At 68.7% G+C, this 19,254-nt stretch carries 17 protein-coding genes; 9 read left to right on the forward strand and 8 right to left on the reverse strand.

The genetic code is table 11. The annotated features are described in order from the left end of the window. The first annotated feature begins 126 nt into the window (after nt 1-126). The 3 genes from ABDZ81_RS04855 (at nt 127) to ABDZ81_RS04865 (ending at nt 1,926) form a co-directional block, all read left to right on the forward strand. The gene (locus ABDZ81_RS04855; RefSeq protein WP_343772749.1) at nt 127-621 is read left to right on the forward strand and encodes a pyruvoyl-dependent arginine decarboxylase; all 495 of its coding nucleotides are present in this window, start codon (nt 127-129) and stop codon (nt 619-621) included. A gap of 139 nt (nt 622-760) precedes the next feature. Then, the gene (locus tag ABDZ81_RS04860) at nt 761-1,204 is read left to right on the forward strand and encodes a hypothetical protein (RefSeq protein WP_343772750.1); all 444 of its coding nucleotides are present in this window, start codon (nt 761-763) and stop codon (nt 1,202-1,204) included. 2 nt (nt 1,205-1,206) lie between these two features. Then, nucleotides 1,207-1,926: a DUF7546 family protein gene (locus tag ABDZ81_RS04865; protein WP_343772751.1), complete on the forward strand. Its 720-nt coding sequence runs from the start codon at nt 1,207-1,209 to the stop codon at nt 1,924-1,926. 17 nt (nt 1,927-1,943) lie between these two features. Here the strand turns inward: ABDZ81_RS04865 and ABDZ81_RS04870 are convergent, their stop codons facing one another. Then, nucleotides 1,944-2,210 (reverse strand): cytochrome C oxidase subunit IV family protein, encoded by a 267-nt coding sequence (locus ABDZ81_RS04870; protein WP_343772752.1) that lies wholly within the window; start codon nt 2,208-2,210, stop codon nt 1,944-1,946. Between the two features lie 144 nt (nt 2,211-2,354). Between ABDZ81_RS04870 and ABDZ81_RS04875 the strand changes: the two genes are divergently transcribed. After that, nucleotides 2,355-3,770 (forward strand): hypothetical protein, encoded by a 1,416-nt coding sequence (locus ABDZ81_RS04875; RefSeq protein ID WP_343772753.1) that lies wholly within the window; start codon nt 2,355-2,357, stop codon nt 3,768-3,770. A gap of 6 nt (nt 3,771-3,776) precedes the next feature. Here the strand turns inward: ABDZ81_RS04875 and ABDZ81_RS04880 are convergent, their stop codons facing one another. Beyond that, nucleotides 3,777-4,163, reverse strand: a complete 387-nt coding sequence (locus ABDZ81_RS04880) for a hypothetical protein (protein ID WP_343772754.1) — start codon at nt 4,161-4,163, stop codon at nt 3,777-3,779. 132 nt (nt 4,164-4,295) lie between these two features. Here ABDZ81_RS04880 and ABDZ81_RS04885 point away from each other — a divergent pair, with 132 nt between their 5' ends. Continuing rightward, nucleotides 4,296-4,655: a DUF7410 domain-containing protein gene (locus tag ABDZ81_RS04885; protein ID WP_343772755.1), complete on the forward strand. Its 360-nt coding sequence runs from the start codon at nt 4,296-4,298 to the stop codon at nt 4,653-4,655. 27 nt (nt 4,656-4,682) lie between these two features. Here ABDZ81_RS04885 and ABDZ81_RS04890 read toward each other — a convergent pair whose 3' ends face one another. Then, nucleotides 4,683-7,211 carry a cbb3-type cytochrome c oxidase subunit I gene (locus tag ABDZ81_RS04890; protein ID WP_343772756.1) on the reverse strand — a complete coding sequence of 843 codons (2,529 nt, stop codon included), beginning with the start codon at nt 7,209-7,211 and terminating at the stop codon, nt 4,683-4,685. Then, nucleotides 7,208-8,089, reverse strand: coding sequence for a cytochrome c oxidase subunit II (gene coxB, locus ABDZ81_RS04895; RefSeq protein WP_343772757.1), 882 nt, complete (start codon nt 8,087-8,089; stop codon nt 7,208-7,210). Before coxB ends, ABDZ81_RS04890 begins: the two co-directional genes overlap by 4 nt. A 215-nt stretch (nt 8,090-8,304) precedes the next feature. Here coxB and secF point away from each other — a divergent pair, with 215 nt between their 5' ends. Together secF and ABDZ81_RS04905 are read left to right on the forward strand one after the other, a co-directional pair. After that, nucleotides 8,305-9,192, forward strand: coding sequence for a protein translocase subunit SecF (secF, locus tag ABDZ81_RS04900; protein ID WP_343772758.1), 888 nt, complete (start codon nt 8,305-8,307; stop codon nt 9,190-9,192). Further along, complete coding sequence (locus ABDZ81_RS04905; protein ID WP_343772759.1) at nt 9,189-10,769, forward strand: MMPL family transporter; 1,581 nt, start codon at nt 9,189-9,191, stop codon at nt 10,767-10,769. The genes secF and ABDZ81_RS04905 overlap by 4 nt, the downstream gene beginning before the upstream one ends. 56 nt (nt 10,770-10,825) lie before the next feature. On the opposite strand, the gene rnhB is transcribed toward ABDZ81_RS04905, so the two are convergent. Continuing rightward, nucleotides 10,826-11,473, reverse strand: coding sequence for a ribonuclease HII (gene rnhB, locus ABDZ81_RS04910; protein WP_343772761.1), 648 nt, complete (start codon nt 11,471-11,473; stop codon nt 10,826-10,828). A gap of 58 nt (nt 11,474-11,531) precedes the next feature. Next, complete coding sequence (locus ABDZ81_RS04915; RefSeq protein WP_343772762.1) at nt 11,532-11,696, reverse strand: hypothetical protein; 165 nt, start codon at nt 11,694-11,696, stop codon at nt 11,532-11,534. Nucleotides 11,697-11,849: 153 nt separating this feature from the next. On the opposite strand from ABDZ81_RS04915, the gene ABDZ81_RS04920 reads away from it, so the two are divergent. Beyond that, nucleotides 11,850-12,539, forward strand: a complete 690-nt coding sequence (locus ABDZ81_RS04920; protein WP_343772764.1) for a V-type ATP synthase subunit D — start codon at nt 11,850-11,852, stop codon at nt 12,537-12,539. Nucleotides 12,540-12,599: 60 nt separating this feature from the next. Further along, the gene (locus ABDZ81_RS04925) at nt 12,600-13,010 is read left to right on the forward strand and encodes a DUF6276 family protein (protein WP_343772765.1); all 411 of its coding nucleotides are present in this window, start codon (nt 12,600-12,602) and stop codon (nt 13,008-13,010) included. A 1-nt stretch (nt 13,011) separates the two neighbouring features. On the opposite strand, the gene ABDZ81_RS04930 is transcribed toward ABDZ81_RS04925, so the two are convergent. Continuing rightward, nucleotides 13,012-14,109, reverse strand: coding sequence for a thiamine pyrophosphate-dependent dehydrogenase E1 component subunit alpha (locus ABDZ81_RS04930; protein WP_343772766.1), 1,098 nt, complete (start codon nt 14,107-14,109; stop codon nt 13,012-13,014). Between the two features lie 86 nt (nt 14,110-14,195). Further along, the gene (locus tag ABDZ81_RS04935) at nt 14,196-19,118 is read right to left on the reverse strand and encodes a beta-galactosidase small subunit-related protein (protein ID WP_343772767.1); all 4,923 of its coding nucleotides are present in this window, start codon (nt 19,116-19,118) and stop codon (nt 14,196-14,198) included. Nucleotides 19,119-19,254: the final 136 nt, after the last annotated feature.

Genomic DNA, 19,254 nt, shown 5'->3' on the forward strand with positions numbered 1-19,254 from the left:
CGCATCCGTCGCCCGACGCCATTCCCACCGTCGCGGAGCGCCGGCTCACCGCCGCGACGACAGCGTCCCGACGGTTCCGCCCGGCCGATTCGTAACGCATTATCCCGCGCGCGCACTTGTCCGGGTATGGAACCGATTCGGATCGTCTGGGGGACCGGCGAGGGCCCCACCGAGATGGCGTCGTACGACGCCGCGCTGGCCGACGCCGGGATCGAGAACTACAACCTCGTCTCGGTCTCCTCGATCGTCCCCGCGGGCGCGGAGATCGACCCCGTCGGGACCGCGCCGGACCTCGGCCCCGCGGGCGAGCGTCTCACCGTCGTCGAAGGGCGCGCGACGGCGCCACCGGCCGCGGACGCGACGGCCGCCGACACCGTCAGCGCGGGGCTCGGCTGGGTCCGCGACGACGACGGCCCGGGGCTGTTCTACGAGGCGGCCGGCCGAACGTCGCCGGACGAGGCCAGCCGCCGCGTGATCGAAGGGCTCGAAGCCGGCCAGGAGCTCCGCGACTGGGCGTTCGGCGAACCGGAGTATCAGGTCGTCAGCGCCGACGTCGCGGAGGACAGACACACGACCGTCGTCGTGATCGCGGCGTACGGCCGGAGCGAGCCGATTCTCTGAGGCCGTCGCGGCACCCGACACAGCCGTCCGGAGCGGTCGAACGGACACGTCATTTTATGCCGGACGAACGTGAAGGATTTAGTATCACACGCCGTGCCAACACCCACCATGCCGACTGGCCGGCGGACGAGGTGAAATCATGTCACAGCTGTACCTCGCGAGTACGATCGCGACCGGCGCCGCGCTGCTCGTCGTCGCGTACCTGTTCGCCCGGACGAACGAACGTCACCGCGCCGCGGCCGTCGGTTCGTTCGAATCGCGGAGACCGCAGAGCACCGGGGGAACGACCGACTCGCAACTGAGTCGGCTCGCGCGGACGCCGCTCGCCTGGTATCTGGGCTTCGCGGCGGCGGCGCTCGGCGTCGTCGGGGCGGGAATCGCCGCGGTCGCCGGCCTCGCCGGCAGCGCGGGTGCCGTCGCCGCGCTGGCGCTCGTCGCGCTCGTCGGCCTGTACCTCGTCGTCGGGACGTACGCGATGGCCAAGAGCCGCGGGCGGCCCGAGTCGCTGGCCGTCGCCGAGGGGATCGGCGTGCTCGGCGGGCTCGCGCTCCTCGGGATGGTCGTCGTCCTGGTGCTGGGCTGACCGTGCCGAGCGACGACCGACGAGCCGACGGCGGACGGGCCGAGGCGACGCCGGCGGCGGGCCATCGCCTCGCGGCGACGCTCGCGCGCCGAGACGTGCAAGCGGTCACGGCGCTGATCGTCGCGCAGGCGATACTGGTCGCGGGCTACTTCGCGGCGACGAGCGCTCGCCCGACCAGCCTCCGGTACGTTTGGTACCCGGTAGTCTGGATCACGGTCGGCGTCTGGGCGGCCGCGTCGCGCTCGACGCCGTCGGCGGATCGACGCCGCCGCGTGCTGGCGGCGGCCGTGGCCGCCGGCTACCTGCTCGTCCTCGCCCGGCTGGGAAACGTCGTCGCCCCCGCGAGCCACGGCGCCGGCGGCGTGCGCGTGATCGCGGCGTCGCCGGGATGGGGCCCGACGCTCCAGTACAGCGGCGCGGCGCTGACGGTGACCGCGATTCCGTTCGTCGTGATCGGCTACGCCGCGCTGTCGTACCTGGTGTACGCCGCGGTGCTCGACGCCAGCGGCGCGGCGCTGTCCGGACTGGTCGGACTGGCGGCCTGCGCGAGCTGTAGCCTCCCGCTGGTCGCCGCGCTGATCGCGGGCATCGCGGGCACCGGCGCCGCGAACGCGGCGTACGCTCTCTCGCTCGACGTCGCGACGCTGGCGTACCTCCTGTCGGCGGCGGGGCTGTACTGGGGGCCGGCGATCGGCGGGGCGATCGGCGGTCGGCCGTCGTGACTGGCCGAAATCGGGAGTCAGCTCCAGACCGAGAACGTCGCCGCGCCGGCGAGCAAGAGCACCATAAAGAGGCCGGTGAGCATCACGTAGGTCACCGGTCGGGGCTCCTCGCGCAGGTGCTGGAAGTAGCCCGCGATCAGGCCGATCTTGATCGCGGCGGCGACGAACGTCGCGGCGATCGCCTGCTGGTAGCTCAGGAAGGCGACTTCGAAGAACGCGAACTTCGAGATCGCCAGCGCCATCAGCACGACGTAGATCGCGAAGTACGTCCGGAGCGACGCCATCACTATCCATCTGGGTCGCCCGAAACTTATAGATTCGCCTGTGAATAACACGCACGCTACCGCGGAGCAACCGCCGTCGTGCCGCCGGATCGAGCGGAGCAGACGACAGGATGATGATGCTCGGCCGGCACGGTGCAGACGAGAATGACAGCGGGCTCACTGCGCGGACGCCGCGCCGTAGCGACGGCCGCGCTGGCGCTGACGGTCGGCGTCGCCGTCGGCAGCGACGTCGCGGCGGCGAGCAACGTCGTCAGCGGCCTGCAGGGCGGCAGCGGCACCGTGACGGTGCCGACGTGGCTGTTCTTGCTGACCGGCGGGGCGGTCATCGCGGCCTCGGGGATGCTCTCGATGCTCGTGACCGATCGGGCGTTCCTGGAGGAGATCCACAGCTGGTCGCTGACGCTGCCGGAACCCGAGGCGGTTCGGAAATGGCTCGGCAGACTGGGCGCAGCGGTCACCGCGATCGTGCTGGCGCTGGTCGTCTACACCGGCTTCACCGGCCCGCAGCTCGGGAGCGCGAGCTTCGCCGTGCTGGTCGTGTTCGTCGGCGCGCGCGCCGGGCTGACGATGGTCGCGTACGCCGTCGGGAACCCCTGGCCGGCGATCGATCCGTGGCGTCGCGTCGCCGCCGCGCTTCCCCACGGCTTCGTCGAGTACCCCGCCGACTGGAAGCGCTGGCCCGCGGTCGCCGCGCTGCTGGCGCTAATCTACGTCGAGATCGTGACACCGCTGACGCAGTCCCCCGCGACGCTCGCCTGGGCCGTGCTGGGCTACTCGGCGTTCGCGGTCGCGGGCGCCGTCGCGGTCGGGCCCGACGCCTGGGTCCGGAACGGCGACCCCGTCTCGACGTGGTTCCGGTTCTACGGAGCCGTCGGGCCGCTCCAGCGCACGGGCGAGGGCTGGTCGCTGCGCCCGCCCGGATCGCGGCTCCGCGAGGCCGATCTCGTCACCGACCTCTCGGACGTCGCCTTCGTCGTGTTGCTGGTCTGGGAGCTAACCCTGAGCGGGTTCGTCGTGACGCCGCCGGGCGAGACGGTCGTCGAGGCGCTGGTCGGCGTCGGCCTCCCGCCGGTCGTCGCGTACTTGCTGCTCCTGCTCGCCGGCTTCGCGCTATTCTTGGGCGCGTACCTGCTGGCGGCCCGCCGTTCGCGCGAGCGCGCGACGACGTACCTCACGGCTCGCTACCTCGCGCTGCGCTTCGCCCCCTCGCTGCTGGCGATCGCGGGCGGCTACCACCTCGCGCACTACTTCGCCTTCTTCGTCTCGCAGACGCCGTCGCTGTGGACCGCGCTGGTCAACCCGCTCTCGCCGCCCGCGCCGCCGGCGTTCACCCGGCTGGTGCTGCCGGGCTGGTTCGGCACGCTCGACATCGCCTTCGTGCTCGCGGGACACGTGCTGGCGGTCTGGGCGGCCCACGCGACCTCCTTCGACCTGTTCCCCGGGCGCCTGCAGGCGATCCGCAGCCAGATCCCCTTCGTCGCCGTGATGGTCGCCTACACGATGCTGTCGCTGTGGCTGCTGTCGATGCCGACCGGGACGACGCCGTTCGTGCAGGGGTGATCGAGGCTACGCGACGCCGAACTTCCCGTCGACGTCGAACGCCACGGCCAGCGCCGCCACCACCGCGGATGCGGGCAGGACGGCGAGAACGACGAGCACCTGCAACCGCGAGAACGGCGGGAGGAGGATATTTCCGAGAACGATCGAAAGGGCGACGAGGGGGATGGAGACGAGCACCGCAGTCGTGAGGAATCGAGCGACGAACTCGTGCGTCTCGTACGCTCGTTCCCCGAGCCGGAACACGATGAGGGGTACGAGAACGGCCACTGCGAGGCCGGAGAGCACTCTCAGGTAGAACTCGGAGAACGCATTCACCACCCACGGTATGAGAGCCACGGACGCGGTGAAAGCGATACTCGCGAGGACGAACTTCCGGAATTTCTCCCGCGCCATAATTCCGGCTGATTTCGAGAGCATAAATAATCTGCTGGTGCCACGCGCCCGGACTACATCCCGCGTCTGCGGTGAGTCCGGGGGTAACACATTTGGTAAGAGGGAACGAATCACACGATAATCGACCGCGCCATGTCCGCACCGACGAACGACGCCGGAACGCCCGCGGCGTCCGACGACGCCGCGGCGCAGGTATCTTCCAGTGCCGCCGGGACCGCGTCTGCGCCCGAGCCGACCGTCGCGGTGCCCGAGGGAGAACAGCCCGCGGCGCGGTGTCGCTACTGCGACCGGCCGTTTCGAGACGAGCGCCTGTACGCGCTCCACCTCGGCGAGGCCCACCCCGACGCGTGCAGCGACGCGGAGCGCGAGCGCTACGAGGCGATCTACGACGAGGAGAACCACGATCTCTTCACCTTCCACGTCAAGGTCGTCGTGACGCTGCTGGTCACCTACTTCGTCTTCACGTACCTGTACGGGTTCGTCTGGGCGTGATAGGAAAATCGAGAAAGGCGGAGCGGCCTACAGCAGATAGAACAGCGGGAACAGTAGCACCCACACGATGTCGACGAAGTGCCAGTACAGTCCGAAGTACTCGACGGGCTCGTCGTCGCCGAGATACGCCCCGCCGGCCGCGCGGTAGATCATGAACAGCGCGACCAGCATCCCGAGGATCACGTGGAACCCGTGCATCCCGGTCGTGAGGTAGTACACCGACTCCTCGATGCCCGACCACGGGTAGACGCCGATGGCGAACTCGTGGGACCACTCCCAGGCCTTGATCCCCAGGAACACTAGCCCCAGCAGGACGGTGGCGACTAAGCTGGCGACCAGCCCGCGCTTGCTCCCGCGCTCGGCGAACACCATCGCGAGGACGACGGTGAAGCTGCTGGTCAGCAACACGAGCGTGTTCACCAGCCCCGGCAGGGCGTTCGGCGGCACCGAGTGCCATTCGGTCCACCCGTAGTTGATCCGGATGAACAGGTACGCGCCGATCAGCGCGCCGAACACGACGACGTCCGACGCGAGGAAGAACCAGACGCCGAGCTTCTCCTTCTCGACGCCGTCGAACGGCCAGCGCTCGGCGATCGCCGGCTCGGGCGCGTGGAAGCTCTCCATCCCGAACTGGTAGGAGCTGTAGAGGGTGACGCCGAGCCCGACCGCCAGCGGCGCGAGGTAGACGTCCTGGACGAGTTCGCCCTGCCGAAACGCCGACAGCCCGGCGAACAGGAAGAACAGCCCGACGCCGACGCCGAGCGGCCAGATGCTCGCGTGGTCGGGCCCGTCGCCGTGGGCGGTCTCGGTCGGCGTCGGCGTCGCGGTCGCGCCGGTCGGGACGGCGGGGCGGCCGACGGCGGTTCCGCCATCCGCGGAGGGATCGCCGCCGGCACTCGCGCCCCCGTCGGCCGCGCGCGCCCGATCGTCCTCGTCGTCGACAAAGGAGAGCCCGCCGTCGGCGAACGAGACGCGCCCGGCCCAGTTCTCCAGGGGCGGCGGCGAGGGGATCGCCCACTCGGTCGTCGCGGCGTACTCCCAGGGGTTGTCGCCGGCGGGGTCGCCCGAGAGGAAGCTGTGGTACAGGTTGTAGAACATCACGAGGAACGAGCCGCCGAGGACGAACCCGCCGATCGTCGCGAGTTGGTGCCACGGCGTCAGGCCGGTGGCGTACTCGAACACGCGCCGGGGCGTCTCCCAGGCGGCGAACATCGGGAAGTACAGCAGGTTGAACCCGACGAAGTACAGCGCGAAGTGGACCTTTCCGAGGGTCTCGTCGTACATCTTCCCGGTCATCTTCGGGAACCAGTAGTAGAGCCCGCCGATCAGCGCCGTCACGCCCGCGACCATCACGTAGTGGAAGTGCGCGACTACCCAGTACGTGCCCCGGAACTCGTAGTCGAGCACGATCGCGCCGAGAAAGACGCCGGTGATCCCGCCGATGATGAACAGTATCAGCGCGCCCAGCGAGAACAGGAACGGCGTCGTGACCCGGATCTTCCCCTTCGCCATCGTGTAGATCATCGAGAACACCATCAGGTCGAAGGGCAGGGAGATCCCGATCGTCGAGGCCATCATCAGCGTCTTGATCTCCAGGTTGATCGTCGTCAGGAACATGTGGTGCATCCAGACGAGGAAGCTCTGGACCGCCACGAGGATCATCGCGAGGATCACCCACTTGCGCCCGACCAGCCGGCGCCCGCAGAACGACTGGAACGCCTCGAACATCACGCCAAGCGCCGGGAAGAACACGATGTACACCTCCGGGTGGCCGAAGAACCAGAAGATGTGGGCCCACAGCAGCGAGCCGCCCGACTCCGTCGCGGCGAGGTAGGTCGTCCCGACGATCCGGTCCGACAGCAGGATCACCAGCGCGGCCAAAAGCGCCGCGAACGCGAACAGCATCATCCAGACGGTCAGCAGGATCGACCACGAGAACATCGGGAGCTGCCACAGCCCCATCCCCTCCGCGCGCCCGCGATGGATCGTCACGAGGAAGTTGATCGTGCCGACGGTGACCGACAGGACGAACAGCGTCAGCGCCAGGATCGTCATCGTCCCGCCGATCGAGGGCGTGAACATCGGCAGCTGCCCGCCGGTGGCCTCGGCCATCTCGACGTTCAACGGGGCGTACATCGTCCAGCCGCCCTGGAACGCCCCGCCCTGGAAGAACGAGGACAGGACGAGCAGCCCCGAGAACAGGTAGAGCCAGTAGCTCAGGGCGTTGAGTCGAGGAAATGCCAGATCTTTCGCGCCGATCTGCAGGGGGACGACGTAGTTGGCGAAACCGAACGCGAAGGGCGAGAGGAACCAGAACACCATCACCAGCCCGTGAACGGTGACCGCCTGGTTGTACGCCGACGCCGAGAGGATCGAGGCGCCGGGGGACCACAGCTGGATCCGAAAGAGCAGCGCGAGAATCCCGCCGGCCACCAGGAAGAACAGCGAGGTCACGATGTAGAGGATCCCGACGTCCTTGTGGTTCGTCGTGACGAGCCAGCGCCTGACCGAGGACATCGGCGGGAGGTGGTGCTCGTGGGCGTCTTCGGTGCTCATCGACTCTCACCCCGGTCGCGGGCCGCGATCGGGGGGGACGCCCCGGACGCCGCAGCGGCGCTCGGGGCCGGCCGGGACGCTGCGACGTCGTTCGGGGTTGGCCCGGACGCCGCGGCGTCCCCGGCGTCGAGCCTGTTCGCCGAAGCGTTCGCGCCGTCGCTCTCGTTCGCCGCCGCTTCGCTGCTATCGGACTGATTCGCGAGCCACTGCTCGTAGGCCTCGGGTTCCATCACGATCACGTCGGCCGTCATGCCCGAGTGGCCGGTGCCGCAGAGCTCGAAGCACTCGGCGCGGTACTCGCCGGTTTCGCCGGTGTCGAACCACGTCGTCGACGTCTGGCCGGGGATAGCGTCGGTCTTGACGTGCTTCTCGGGGATGCCGAAGGTGTGCCAGACGTCGCCCGAGGTCGCCCGGAGCACGACCCGCTCGTTGGCGGGCACGCGCAGTTCGTTGACCGTCGTGACGCCGTTATCGTACTCGAACTGCCAGGTGAAGTCCTCGCCGGTGACGTTGATCTGTTCGGCGTCGGCGGTGTTGGGCTGGCCCTCGACGTACAGTAGCGCCGAGTACGTCCAGATGATCAGCCCGACGACGATGATCGCGCTGATCGCAAAGGAGAGGAACAGCTTCCGACCCCCGCCGCCGCCGGACGGCAGCTCGCCGATACGGGGTTGTTTCTTCGCCGCCGCGCCGTCCGCGGCATCCACGGCGGCGCCGTCGTCGCGATTCCTGTAGGCGTTGTACAGCGTGTACCCGATCACGACGACGCCGACGAGCGTCCCCAGCGCCAGGAACACCGTGAAGATGGACTGGAAGATCTCGGCGCGCGACTGTCCGGCGAACTGCAGCGGAACCGCGAGTGCGGCCGGGCTACTCACGAGCACATTACTCAAAATTCACATGGATCTCACTTATCTATTGCGGGTGTCGGTAACGCTACACACGAGAAGAGTTAACACAGATATCGACTCCGAGAGTCGGGACGGGTTCGTCAAACCGGGAGACGCAAGCGCGTTTCGTCATCCTGATCAATTGGCGCGGCGCTCGGCGAGATAAGAAGGCTTATTCGGAATCCCGACCGACGTGGCGCCATATGATTCAGTTCGAGGTACCGGAAATCGACTACGACCGGTACACGAACCGCCAGCTCGCGGCGGTGCCCCTCGCGGTACTTGCCGTGGCGCTGGTGGTGATCGCCGGGTGGTGGGTCGTCACCGGCGCGCCGGCCACGCTCGGGCTCGACTTCGTCGGCGGGACGGAGCTCCGGCTCCAGACGACCGACAGCCCCGACGAGATCAGGGAAGCGTTCGACGAGGACGTCGAATCGATCTCGACGGTCGGCGGCGAGCAGAACACCTACCTCGTCCAGTTCTCGAGTAGCGACTCCGAGACGCTGGCCCAGCAGGCCAACGACGAGCTCGAACCAGTGCCCGACGCCGAGGACGGCGAGGTCGTCAGCCAGGAGAGTTCGATCCCGCCGACGTTCGGGCAGGAGAACCAGAGCCTCGCACTGTGGGGGCTGGTCATCGCGTTCGTCGGGATGAGCGCGATCGCGTTCATCCTGTTCCGGACGTTCGTCCCGAGCATCGCGATCGTGATCTCCGCGTTCAGCGACGTGATGATCCCGCTGGCGGTGATGAACCTCGCGGGCATCCCGCTGTCGCTGGGGACCGTCGCCGCCCTGCTGATGTTGATCGGTTACAGCGTGGACTCCGATATCCTGCTGAACAACCACATCCTCCGGCGGCGCGGCGAGTTCTACGAGAGCACCTACCGCGCGATGAACACCGGCGTGACGATGACCGTCACCTCCATCGCCGCGATGACCGTGATGACGATCGTGGCGACGTTCTTCGGCATCGGGCTGCTGTCGGACATCGGCCTCGTGCTGGTCGTCGGCCTCTCCGCCGACCTGATGAACACCTACATGCTCAACCTCAGTCTGCTTCGCTGGTACAAGTTCGAGGGGGTGGCGCGATGAAGCCGATCGAACTCGTCCGGAACAACCTCCGGATCTCGATCCTCGTCGCGCTGATCGCGCTGGCGTGTTTCTTCCTGTTCGTCCCCGGCGCCGGTCTGGGCGACGACATCGGCGGCAACGAGACGGCGGTCGACACGCCGACGAACCTCAAGTACGGCATCGAGCTCGGCGGCGGCGCCCGGATCCGGGCGCCCGTCGACGGCGTCACGGCCGAGAACGTCGACGTCAGTCGGGACGAACAGGGTGAGCTCGCCGCCGCGGTGGCAAACGAGCTCGGCCTCGACCAGCCGCGGGTGGCGGTCAGCGCCGAGGGCAACACCGTCGAGGTGTTCAGCGGCAACGTCAGCGACGCCGAACTCGAAACGGCCTTACAGGAGACCGGACACGGGAGCGGCGACGTCACGATACGCAGCGGCGTCACCGCCGAGACCCGCGACACGATGGTCGAAGTGCTCGAAACCCGCGTCCAGAACACCGGCTTCACCGGCGCGACGGTGAGCGAGGTGCAGGTCGGCGACGAGTGGTACATCGTCGTCGAGGCGCCCGGCCGGAACGTCGACATCGGCGAACTCCGGGACGTCATCCAGAACCGCGGCGTCGTCGAAGTCGTCGCGCACTACCCGACCGACAACCAGAGCGGCAACGGGACCGGCTACGAACAGCAGGTCGCGCTGCGAGCCGACGGCATCACGCAGGTCGGCAACATCGAGTCACAGGAGGGCGGCGACGGCTACCAGTTCTCCGTGACGCTCACCCAGGAGGCCGCGCCCGGGTACTCGGACCTGATGGTCGAGTCCGGGATCGCGAGCAATCCCCAGTGCGCGTACTCCGAGGACACCGATCCCAGTCAGTGGGGCTACTGTCAGCTGATCGTCTACGACAACGAGACGATCACCGGACTGACGATGAACCCCGGGCTCGGCGACTTGATGGAAAACGACCAGTTCGCGCTGGATCCGACGTTCGTCGTCTCGACGCCGGACCGCCAGAGCGCCCAGGAGATCCGCACCAGCATGCAGCAGGGTAGCCTGCCCGCGACGCTGGACCTGGGCGAGGACTCCAGCAGCTACGAAATCCAGCCCGATCAGGCCCAGCAGTTCCGGACCAGCTCGGCGCTGACCGGCCTCATCGCGGTGCTAACGGTCGTGCTCGTGGTGTTCCTGCGGTACGGTAACCCGCGGGTCGCGGCGCCGATGTCGGTCACCGCGCTCTCGGAGGTGGTGATACTGCTCGGCTTCGCTGCGGCGATCAAGATGCCGATCGACCTCTCGCACGTCGCCGGGTTCATCGCGGTCGTCGGGACCGGGGTGGACGACCTGATCATCATCGCCGACGAGGTGTTAGACGAGGGCGACGTCAGCTCCGGCCGGGTGTTCGACAGTCGGTTCCGGAAGGCGTTCTGGGTGATCGGCGCCGCGGCGGCGACGACGATCATCGCGATGAGCCCGCTGGCGGTGCTCTCGCTCGGCGAGCTGCGCGGGTTCGCCATCATCACGATCCTCGGCGTGCTGATCGGCGTGTTCATCACCCGACCCGCCTACGGGAACATCCTCCGGCGGCTGAAGACGGACAAGTAGAGCGTTCGCTTTCGCTGGCCGGATTCTCGTTTTGCGTCGTCGTTTCGCCGATTAGCTTAGAACTGATCCAACGCCGACTGCTCGGCGGCCGCCAGCGCGTCCTCGCAGGTGCCCCAGCTCTCGCGGGCGCAGTCCGGTAGCTCGCCGTACTCCTCGACGTACGACCGGATGAACTCGCGAGTGGTCGAGTCGCTCGGGTAGCCGCTGCCCACGTCGCCGTACGTCTCGGCGAGCGCGTCGACATGGCGATCCCGTGCGACCTTCGCGAGCACGCTCGCCGCGCTGACGACCGGGTACGTCTCGTCGGCGCCGTGTTCGGCGCATACCTCGACGTCGGCGTCGACGCCGTCGCCGACGCGTCGGGCGAACCGTTCGGCGTCGGTGTGGCAGGCGTCGACGATTCCCGCGGTTCCAGGCTCGACGACGGCGTCGAGCGCCCGCGCCTGGGCGTCGACGGTCAGCTCGTTCATCCCGGATTCGGGGGCGTCGATGCGCTCGGTCGGGATCTCCACGACGGACGCCTGAACGCGGTCGTCGCCGCGCAGCTCGGCCGCGAGCTCCTCGCGGCGCTCCCGGGAGAGTTGCTTCGAGTCGTCGACGCCGGCCGGGATCGCCGCCGCGGCGTCGACCGCGACCGCCGCGACGAACATCGAGCCGAGCGCCGGGCCGCGGCCGGCCTCGTCGGCGCCGAAGGCGTACTCCATCGAGCGATAGCAGCCGCTGGGCGCGCAAAGTCGTTTCGCAAAAACATGGCGGGTGTGCTCAGTCGTCGGCCGCCGGCTCGGGCGCCGTCGGTTCGACGGGCTCGTCCTCGTCGTGCGGATCGTCATCGACGTGCAGGTCGTCCTCGACGCGCTCGTCGTCGGCGTCCGCTTCGAGCAGCTCCTCTTCGAGGGCCAGTTCGTCGTCGACGTAGTGATGGCACATACTGTCTCCCCCTCCGTGGTACTATCTGGCACGAACGGGAATAAGCGTCACGCCGGCAGGAGACGGCCGTCGGTCGCGAGCCCGTCGGGACGCCGAAGCTCCCTCGAATCGTCTGTAAACAGTTATCCGACTCGGCCCACAAGGACCCGGTAAATGGCCAAAGACGTCAAGCCCACTCGGAAGAACCTGATGGCGATCGAGGATCGCATCGAGCTCTCCGAGCGGGGCCACGACACGCTGGAGAAGAAGCGCGACGGCCTGATCATGGAGTTCATGGACATCCTCGACCAGGCCCAGGACGTCCGGGCGAACCTCGAGGCCGACTACGAGCACGCCCAGACGACGATCGACAAGGCCCGCGCGATGGAGGGCGACGTCGCGGTGCGGGGCGCGGCCGCCGCGCTCAAGGAGCACCCCGAGATCACGACCGAGTCCAAGAACATCATGGGCGTCGTCGTCCCCCAGATCGAGTCCACGCGCGTCAAGAAGAGCCTCGACCAGCGGGGCTACGGCGTGCTCGGCACCTCCGCGCGGATCGACGAGGCCGCCGAAGCCTACGAGGATCTGCTGGAGTCGATCATCCTCGCCGCCGAGGTCGAGACGGCGATGAAGAAGATGCTCGAGGAGATCGAGACGACCAAGCGGCGCGTCAACGCCCTGGAGTTCAAGCTCCTGCCCGACCTCAAGGAGAACCAGGAGTACATCGAGCAGAAGCTCGAGGAGCAGGAGCGCGAGGAGATCTTCCGCATGAAGAAGATCAAGGAGAAAAAGGAGGAAGCCGAGGAAGAGGAGGAGCGCGCCGAGGCCGAGCGCGAGGCCGAGCCCCTGCAGGCCGACGACTGACAGACGCGTCTCGTTTCGTTCTCCCGATGACTTTTCTCGCTTCGCGCCGTTCCAACCAGCATGCGCTGTGACGCCTGCGGCGACGAGAGCGTGGTCGCGTTCGACGTGCCCGACGAGCTGCGCGAGTACGCGCCTGACGAGGCGGGCGTGGCCGCGATCTGCCCGACCTGTCTCGACGTCCGGTCCGCGTCCGACGCCGACGTGCAGGGTGGCGACGCCGCGGACGCCGCTGCGTCAGCCCACGACGCCTTCCCGGCCGATCCGGACGCCGCCGCGGGGGTCGCGCTGCTGCTCGGATTGCTGGAGTCGCTGGTGCTGAACAAGTCCGAAATCCAGTCGCTGGTCGACCACCTCGAAGCGAGCGGTACGGACGTGTTCCTCGTGCTGGATCGGTTAGAGGCCGATCCGGACGTCGACCCGCAGGTGGATCTGGAGCGGCGGCGACCGCAGCTCCAGCAGCTGATCGAGTAACCTACTCTTCGTCCGCAGTCGTCTCGCCATCGCCGTCGGTGCCGGTCGCGCCGTCGCTGCTCGGCCGCGCCTCTCCTTCGCCGTCAGTCTGCGTCAGCAGCTCTCGCTTTTGTCGTTCCAGTTCCGGCGGCAGGGTGTCGTAGACATGGTCGAACACCTCGCCGGCGGATGGGTCGGACACCGCTTCTGCGCGCCCGACCGCCCGATCGACGGCGTCGCCGGCGCCCGCGCGGATCGCCTCGCAGGTTTCGGCGTCGAGCAGCCCCTGCTCGATCAGGTACGCCTCGTAGCGCTCGACCGGGTCGGCGGTGCGCCACTCGGGGAACTCGGGGGCGTCCTCGCGGTACCGGGAGGGGTCGTCGCTCGTGGTGTGGGCGCCCTGCCGGTAGGTCAGGCTCTCGACGAGCACCGGCTCGCCCGCTCGCGCCTGCTCCAGAGCGGCGGCGACGACGTCCCGGACCGCCAGCGGATCGTTGCCGTCGACGCGCTCGCCGTCGATGCCGTAGGCGTCGGCTTTCTCGGCAATGGTGGGGCTGGCAGTCTGGCGCTCGGCCGGCATCGAGATGGCCCAGCCGTTGTTCTCGCAGAGGAAGACGACCGGGGCGTCGAACACGCCCGCGAAGTTGACGGCCTCGTGGAAGTCGCCCTCGCTGGTCGCGCCGTCGCCGAACAGGCACAGCACGGCGTTGTCGTCGTCCCGGTAGTCCGCGGCCATCCCCACCCCGACGGCGTGGGGGAGCTGTGTCGCGATGGGCACCGCCTGCGGGAACACGGGGCGGTCATGGTTCGAGCGGAACTCGGCGTGCCCTCGCCGGAACAGGAGGAGGTCGCTCATCGGGACGCCGCGGGCGATCTGGGCGGCGTTCGAGCGGTACGTCGGGACGAGCCAGTCGTCGCCCGCCATCGCGCGAACGGCGCCGACCTGCGTCGCCTCCTGGCCCCTGAACGGCGGGTAGCCGCTCATCCAGCCGCGGCGCTGGAGCGCGAGCGCGCGCTCGTCGAAGCGCCGCGCCCGGACCATCTCGCGGTAGATCGCGAGCGCGGCGTCCGCCGAGACACCTGTTTCGTCGAGATCGCGCTCGTCGATAACCCTGTACACGCACTGTGCGACGTGCGGCCGCGGCTTAACCGTTCGGCCGGCGCGAAAGAATAGAGCGAACGGGGCGTCGCGACGCCAGCGCCGACTTACTCGTCGGCGTCGGGCAGCGTCCGATTGGCGAGCGCCATCGGATCGGCGTCGTCGGGATCGAACGGCCGGAGCACGACGCTGAACGCGGTCGAGTCGACCGGGACCTGGTAGCGGTCGATCGGGTCGGTCGGCGTCCCGCCGACGCCGGTCACGCGGTGGTCGAGGTTGAACCCGACCGAGCCGCGCTCCTCCAGTTCGTACTGGTGCTCGGCCTCGTCGAGGTTCGCCCACTGTTCGAGGCTGACGTTGGCGTCCTCGTCGCCGGGCATCCCGAGCAGCGAGACGTCGCCGTCCGAGAGCGTCGCCCAGCGCGTCTGGGCCTTGTTCCCGTTGTCCGTCGGCGGCAGGTAGGGGACGTACTGCTCGTCGACCGAGCCAGCGTGGCGCCCGATCGGGACGCCCCACTTGCGGTCGGGGTAAGTCTCCAGCTCGCCGCGGCCGTACCACTCGAACTCCTCGAACCGCTCGGGCAGTTCGAGCTGGACGCCGACCTTCGGGAGCCATCCCGTCACCGCGTCGCGCAGCGGCGCGTTCGGATCGGCTTCGACGTCCATTCGCACGTCGCCACTCCCGTAGATCCGGTAGCGGTACTGCATCTCGAAGCCCATCTCCGTCGACTCGCCCTCCTCGAACTCGTCCAGTTCGTACCACAGCACCGTGCTCTCGGGCGGTTCGTCGAAGCCCGAGGAGATTTCGCTCGCCGACAGCGCCCGGTCGTAGATCCGCACCTCGTCGATCGTCGTCGCCGTGTACCGGTCGGTGTTCTCGGCGTTGTGCCCGACGTGGACCGGGAACGACGACCGGTTGACGCTCGTCGCACCGTGACTACTGCTTCCCAGCAGCTCCCCGTCCAGGTACATCCGCAGTTCCCCGTCGGTCGCGACGCCGGTCAGCGTGTGCCACTCGTCCTCTGCGAGGTCAGCGGGCACCGGCTCGTTGAGCGTGATCCAGGTGTCCTGGTAGATGAAGAACTGGAGTTCGTTGCTGTCGGAGACCTTCAGCGCGTACTGGTGGTCGCCCTTGCTGACGAACGGGTTGTTCTGGCCGTTCGCGGGGAGCCCCTTGAATCGCACCTGGATCGTGAACTCCGGCGCGCCGAAGTCGAGGCTGGCGTCGTTGCCGGCGTCGATGTACTGGGACTCGCCGTCGAGCGCGACGGCCTGGCCGCTCTGGCCCGAGACGATCTCGGGGTCGCCGACGACCTCGCCGCCGTTCCCCTCGCCCGAGGCGTCCGGCGTAACCAGCGGCGGCGGGAGCTCGGTCCCCGCCGCGAAGCCGTCGACCGACACCTCCACCAGCGAGTCGTCGAGCGCGTTCGTCTCGACGGACTCGACGGTGTGGGTCAGGTCGTCGAGGCCGGCGTCGTACCACGAGAGCGCGGGCGCCGACCCCCACTGCTGGATCTCGTTCATGATCGGCGCGCGCCACGAGCTAAACAGCGGGCCGCGGTCGAGCAGCTCGCTGCCGTCGTACGCCATCGAGGATAGCGTCCCCGCGTCGGCGTCGACGACGTACTCGAACTCGTCGCCGGAAACTGTGATGTCGGCATCGCTCTCATCGACCGAGAGCGACGGCATGGCGTCGAGCGATTCCGGCTCCGGCTCGGGCGCGTCGACGGGCATCTCCAACTGTTCGAAGGCGACCTCGTGGCCGGCGTCGGCGTAGTCGGTGTCTTCTGCGAGGGCGAACCGCACCGTCAGCCGGTACTCGACGCCCGGCTCGGGGTCGGCGGGCACCTCGACGCCGAGGCCGACGCGGCGCGTCTCGCCCGGTTCGACGTCGACGTCGATCTCGCCCGTCTCGATCGTCTCGTCGTCCGCGATCAGCTCCCACGACCCCTCCAGGGCGTCGAGGTCGGTGAAGTTGTAGCGGTTCGAGACGTAGATCTCGCCGTCCTCAACGGCGGCGTCGGCGACGCCGACCGGCTGGTGGGCGTGCTTGAGCTGCCACAGCTCGGGCTGGGGATCGCGATCGGACCAGACCAGCCCGTTGAGGCAGAACGCCCCGTCCGGGCCGTCGCTGTGGTAGAACTGGAACTTCTCGCCGTCCTCGGTGACGTCGTCGAGATCCTGGTTAACCCAGTCCCAGATGAACCCGCCGACGAGGCTCTTGTCCCGCAGCAGGTCCGCGAAGTCGTAGGCCGCGACAGCGCCGTCGTCGAGCTCGCCGTCGGCGTCGCCCGCTTCGTCGGCGCTCACGGCGCGATCGTAGATGCCGACGCCGTCGACGGTGAGAGCCGCGTCGGCGTGGCGGCCCTCGCGACCGCGATCGGCGTCGCCGCCAATCCGAACCGGCCCATCGCCGGCCGGCAGGTCCGAGATGGAGTGGCCCACCGCGGCGACGCGTTCGCCGTCGACGTGGATCGCGAGTTCGCTCGCGTCCGCGACGCCGACCACCGTCGTCCAGTCGTCGAGCGCGCCGACAGGGAGCGACGCCGAAGCCGACGCCTCGCCGCCCGCGAGCGAGAACTCGATCTCGCCGTCCGAGAGCGTCAAGGCGTAGCGGTCGTCATCCACGACGACTGGCGCGTCGGCGCTCGCGTCGAGATCGTCGCCGCGGATCGTCGCGCCGACCGTGAGCCCGACGCCGACGTCGAGGCTCGCGTCGCGCCGGATCTCGATCGCGTCGCCGGCACCGAGGGCGACGGCGCCGTCGGTGTTCCCGCCCGGCGCGGCGTCCGGCCCGGGGACGACCTCGGGCGAGCCGACGAGCGCGCCCGGATTGTCCGAGCCGCTCCGATCGGTCGCCTCTCGGACGGGCGGCTTGATGTGCTCGTTCCACATCTCGTGGACGAGCCCTAAGCTGTTGCCCATCGCGTGGTTGTACTCGCCCATCACGACCGGGCGGAGCCCGTCGCCGATGTAGGAGCCGTCGGCGACCGACAGGATGGTGCCGACGTCGGGGTACCGCGGCCCGAGCATGTCGCCGTACTCGACGTTCCAGCCGCCGCCGTTGGGCTGGTGGTAGAGCAGTCGATCGGGCGCGAGCCCCTCCACCGCCCCGTCGAAGGACTCGACGTTGCTGACGCCGGCGACGTCCGAGGTGTCCGCGGGGATGTACTCGTCGGAGTCGGCCGCCATCGACGCCATCTCCAGGTGCTCGGCGCCGGTGCCGGCCTCATTCCCGGTCGACCAGCTGAAGATCGACGCGTGGTTGCGATCACGGAGCACCATCCGGCGGAACTGCGAGACGGCCTGGTCGTGGTAGACCTCGGTGTTCGCGAGCAGACCGCCCCACCAGTGGGTCTCGACGCAGACCTCGTCCTGCACGTAGACGCCGTACTCGTCGGCGAGCCGGTACAGCGACGGGTCGTTCGGGTAGTGGGAGGTCCGGATCGAGTTGACGTTGAACCGCTTCATCGTCTCGATGTCTTCCCGTACCCGGTCGATCGGGACCGTCCGGCCGAAGTCGGGGTCGGTCTCGTGGCGGTTCACGCCCTGGATGTCGACCGGCTCCCCGTTGACCAGCACCTCTGCGCCCTGCTGGCCGCGGGTCGTCTCGAAGGTGCGGAAGCCGACCTTCTCCAGCATCGCCTCGGTCGTCCGGCCGTCGGCGTCGACGAGCTCCAGCGCGAGCTGGTAGAGGTTCGGATGCTCGGCCGACCACTTGTCGGGATCCTCGACGTCGGCGTCGAGCGAGACGACGGCGCCGTCCTCGTCGACGGTCGCGGTCGCCTCGATCGTCGTGACCTTGCGCCCGCGCGGCGGGTTGTCGCCCGGACCGCGCCCGTGCGGCGGGCCGCCTCGTTCGCCGGGACCGCGGCCGTCGGGCGGGCCGCGTTCCCTCGACTTGTCGTGTCCCTTCTTCTTGCCGTTGCCACGCTTTGCCGCGTTCGCTCTTCCCTTCCCGCGCGGCGGGCCGCGCCCCGGCTTCGTCCGGTCGGTCTCGTAGAGGTGCGCGCGCACCTCGTACTCCCCCGCGGGCGCGTCGCCGTAGTTGGCGATCTCGGCGTCGATCCGGAGTTGGCCGTCCTCGTAGTCGTCGTCGAGGTCGGTCCGCGCGTAGAAGTCCCGGAGGTGGACCGTCGGCGTCGCGAACAGGTAGACGCTCCGGAAGATGCCGGCGTACCGGAACATGTCGATCGTCTCCAGGGCCTCGCTGTCGGCCCAGCGGTACACCTGTACCGTCACCTGGTGGTCGCCGCCGGCTTCGACGTGGTCGCCGACGCCGAACTCGGCGGGCGTCATCGAGCCGGTGCGGAAGCCGACGTACTCGCCGTCGACCCACACGAAGAAGGCCTGCTTGACCCCCTCGAAGTGCAGGAACGTCTCCCGGCCGTCCCACTCGGCGGGCACCGAGAACTCTCGTCGGTAGGTTCCAACGGGGTCGAGGCCGTCGTCGTCGACGCCGGGGACGTCGACGGTGCCGTCGTCGCCGGGGACGAGCTCGCCGTCCTGTCCCGGCTCGTAGACGTCCCACGTGATCGAGTTGTTCGTGTAGATCCGCTGGTCGTACCCCTGCGTCTGCCAGACGCCGGGGACGTCGATCGATCCCCAGTCGTCGGCCCCGAGGTCGTCGTACGAGTCGGGGAGGTCGTCGGGATTCTCGTGGAACGCGAACTGCCACTCTCCGTTGAGCAGCCGGACGTACTCGGACTCGGCGAACCGCGCTTCGAGTTCGGTGAACGGCTCGTCGGCCTGCCGGGCCGCCCGTACGGATCCGTAGGGGACCGCGGTGGTGACGTGTGTCGGTTCGACGTTCTCCGCGACCGTCTCGGGATCCTCGAGATACGCCGCGAGGTTCGAGATCCGGCCGGGGTCGCCCGGCCCGTCCGACGGCGCCGCGGCGCCGGACTGGGCGCCGACGCCCGCCGCCAGCGCCGCCATCCCGGTCGCCTGCAGGAACTTCCGTCGCGTCGGCGAGAGCCGATCGCGAGGTGACTGTTCGGTCTCCGCCTCCCGTCGCTGTGAGTCGCTCATGGTGGTAGTATCGTTCGGTCGGCGAGGCGACCCGCGATGGCTATTAGCCTTCCCCCTGGAGTGCACGGTCGCGGAGTCGCGCTCGGCCTGTTACGATTATTTGCAATTACTTACTTAATACTAACAATCACTAGAA

The organism is Natronoarchaeum mannanilyticum (assembly GCF_039522665.1).
Classification (GTDB): domain Archaea; phylum Halobacteriota; class Halobacteria; order Halobacteriales; family Natronoarchaeaceae; genus Natronoarchaeum; species Natronoarchaeum mannanilyticum.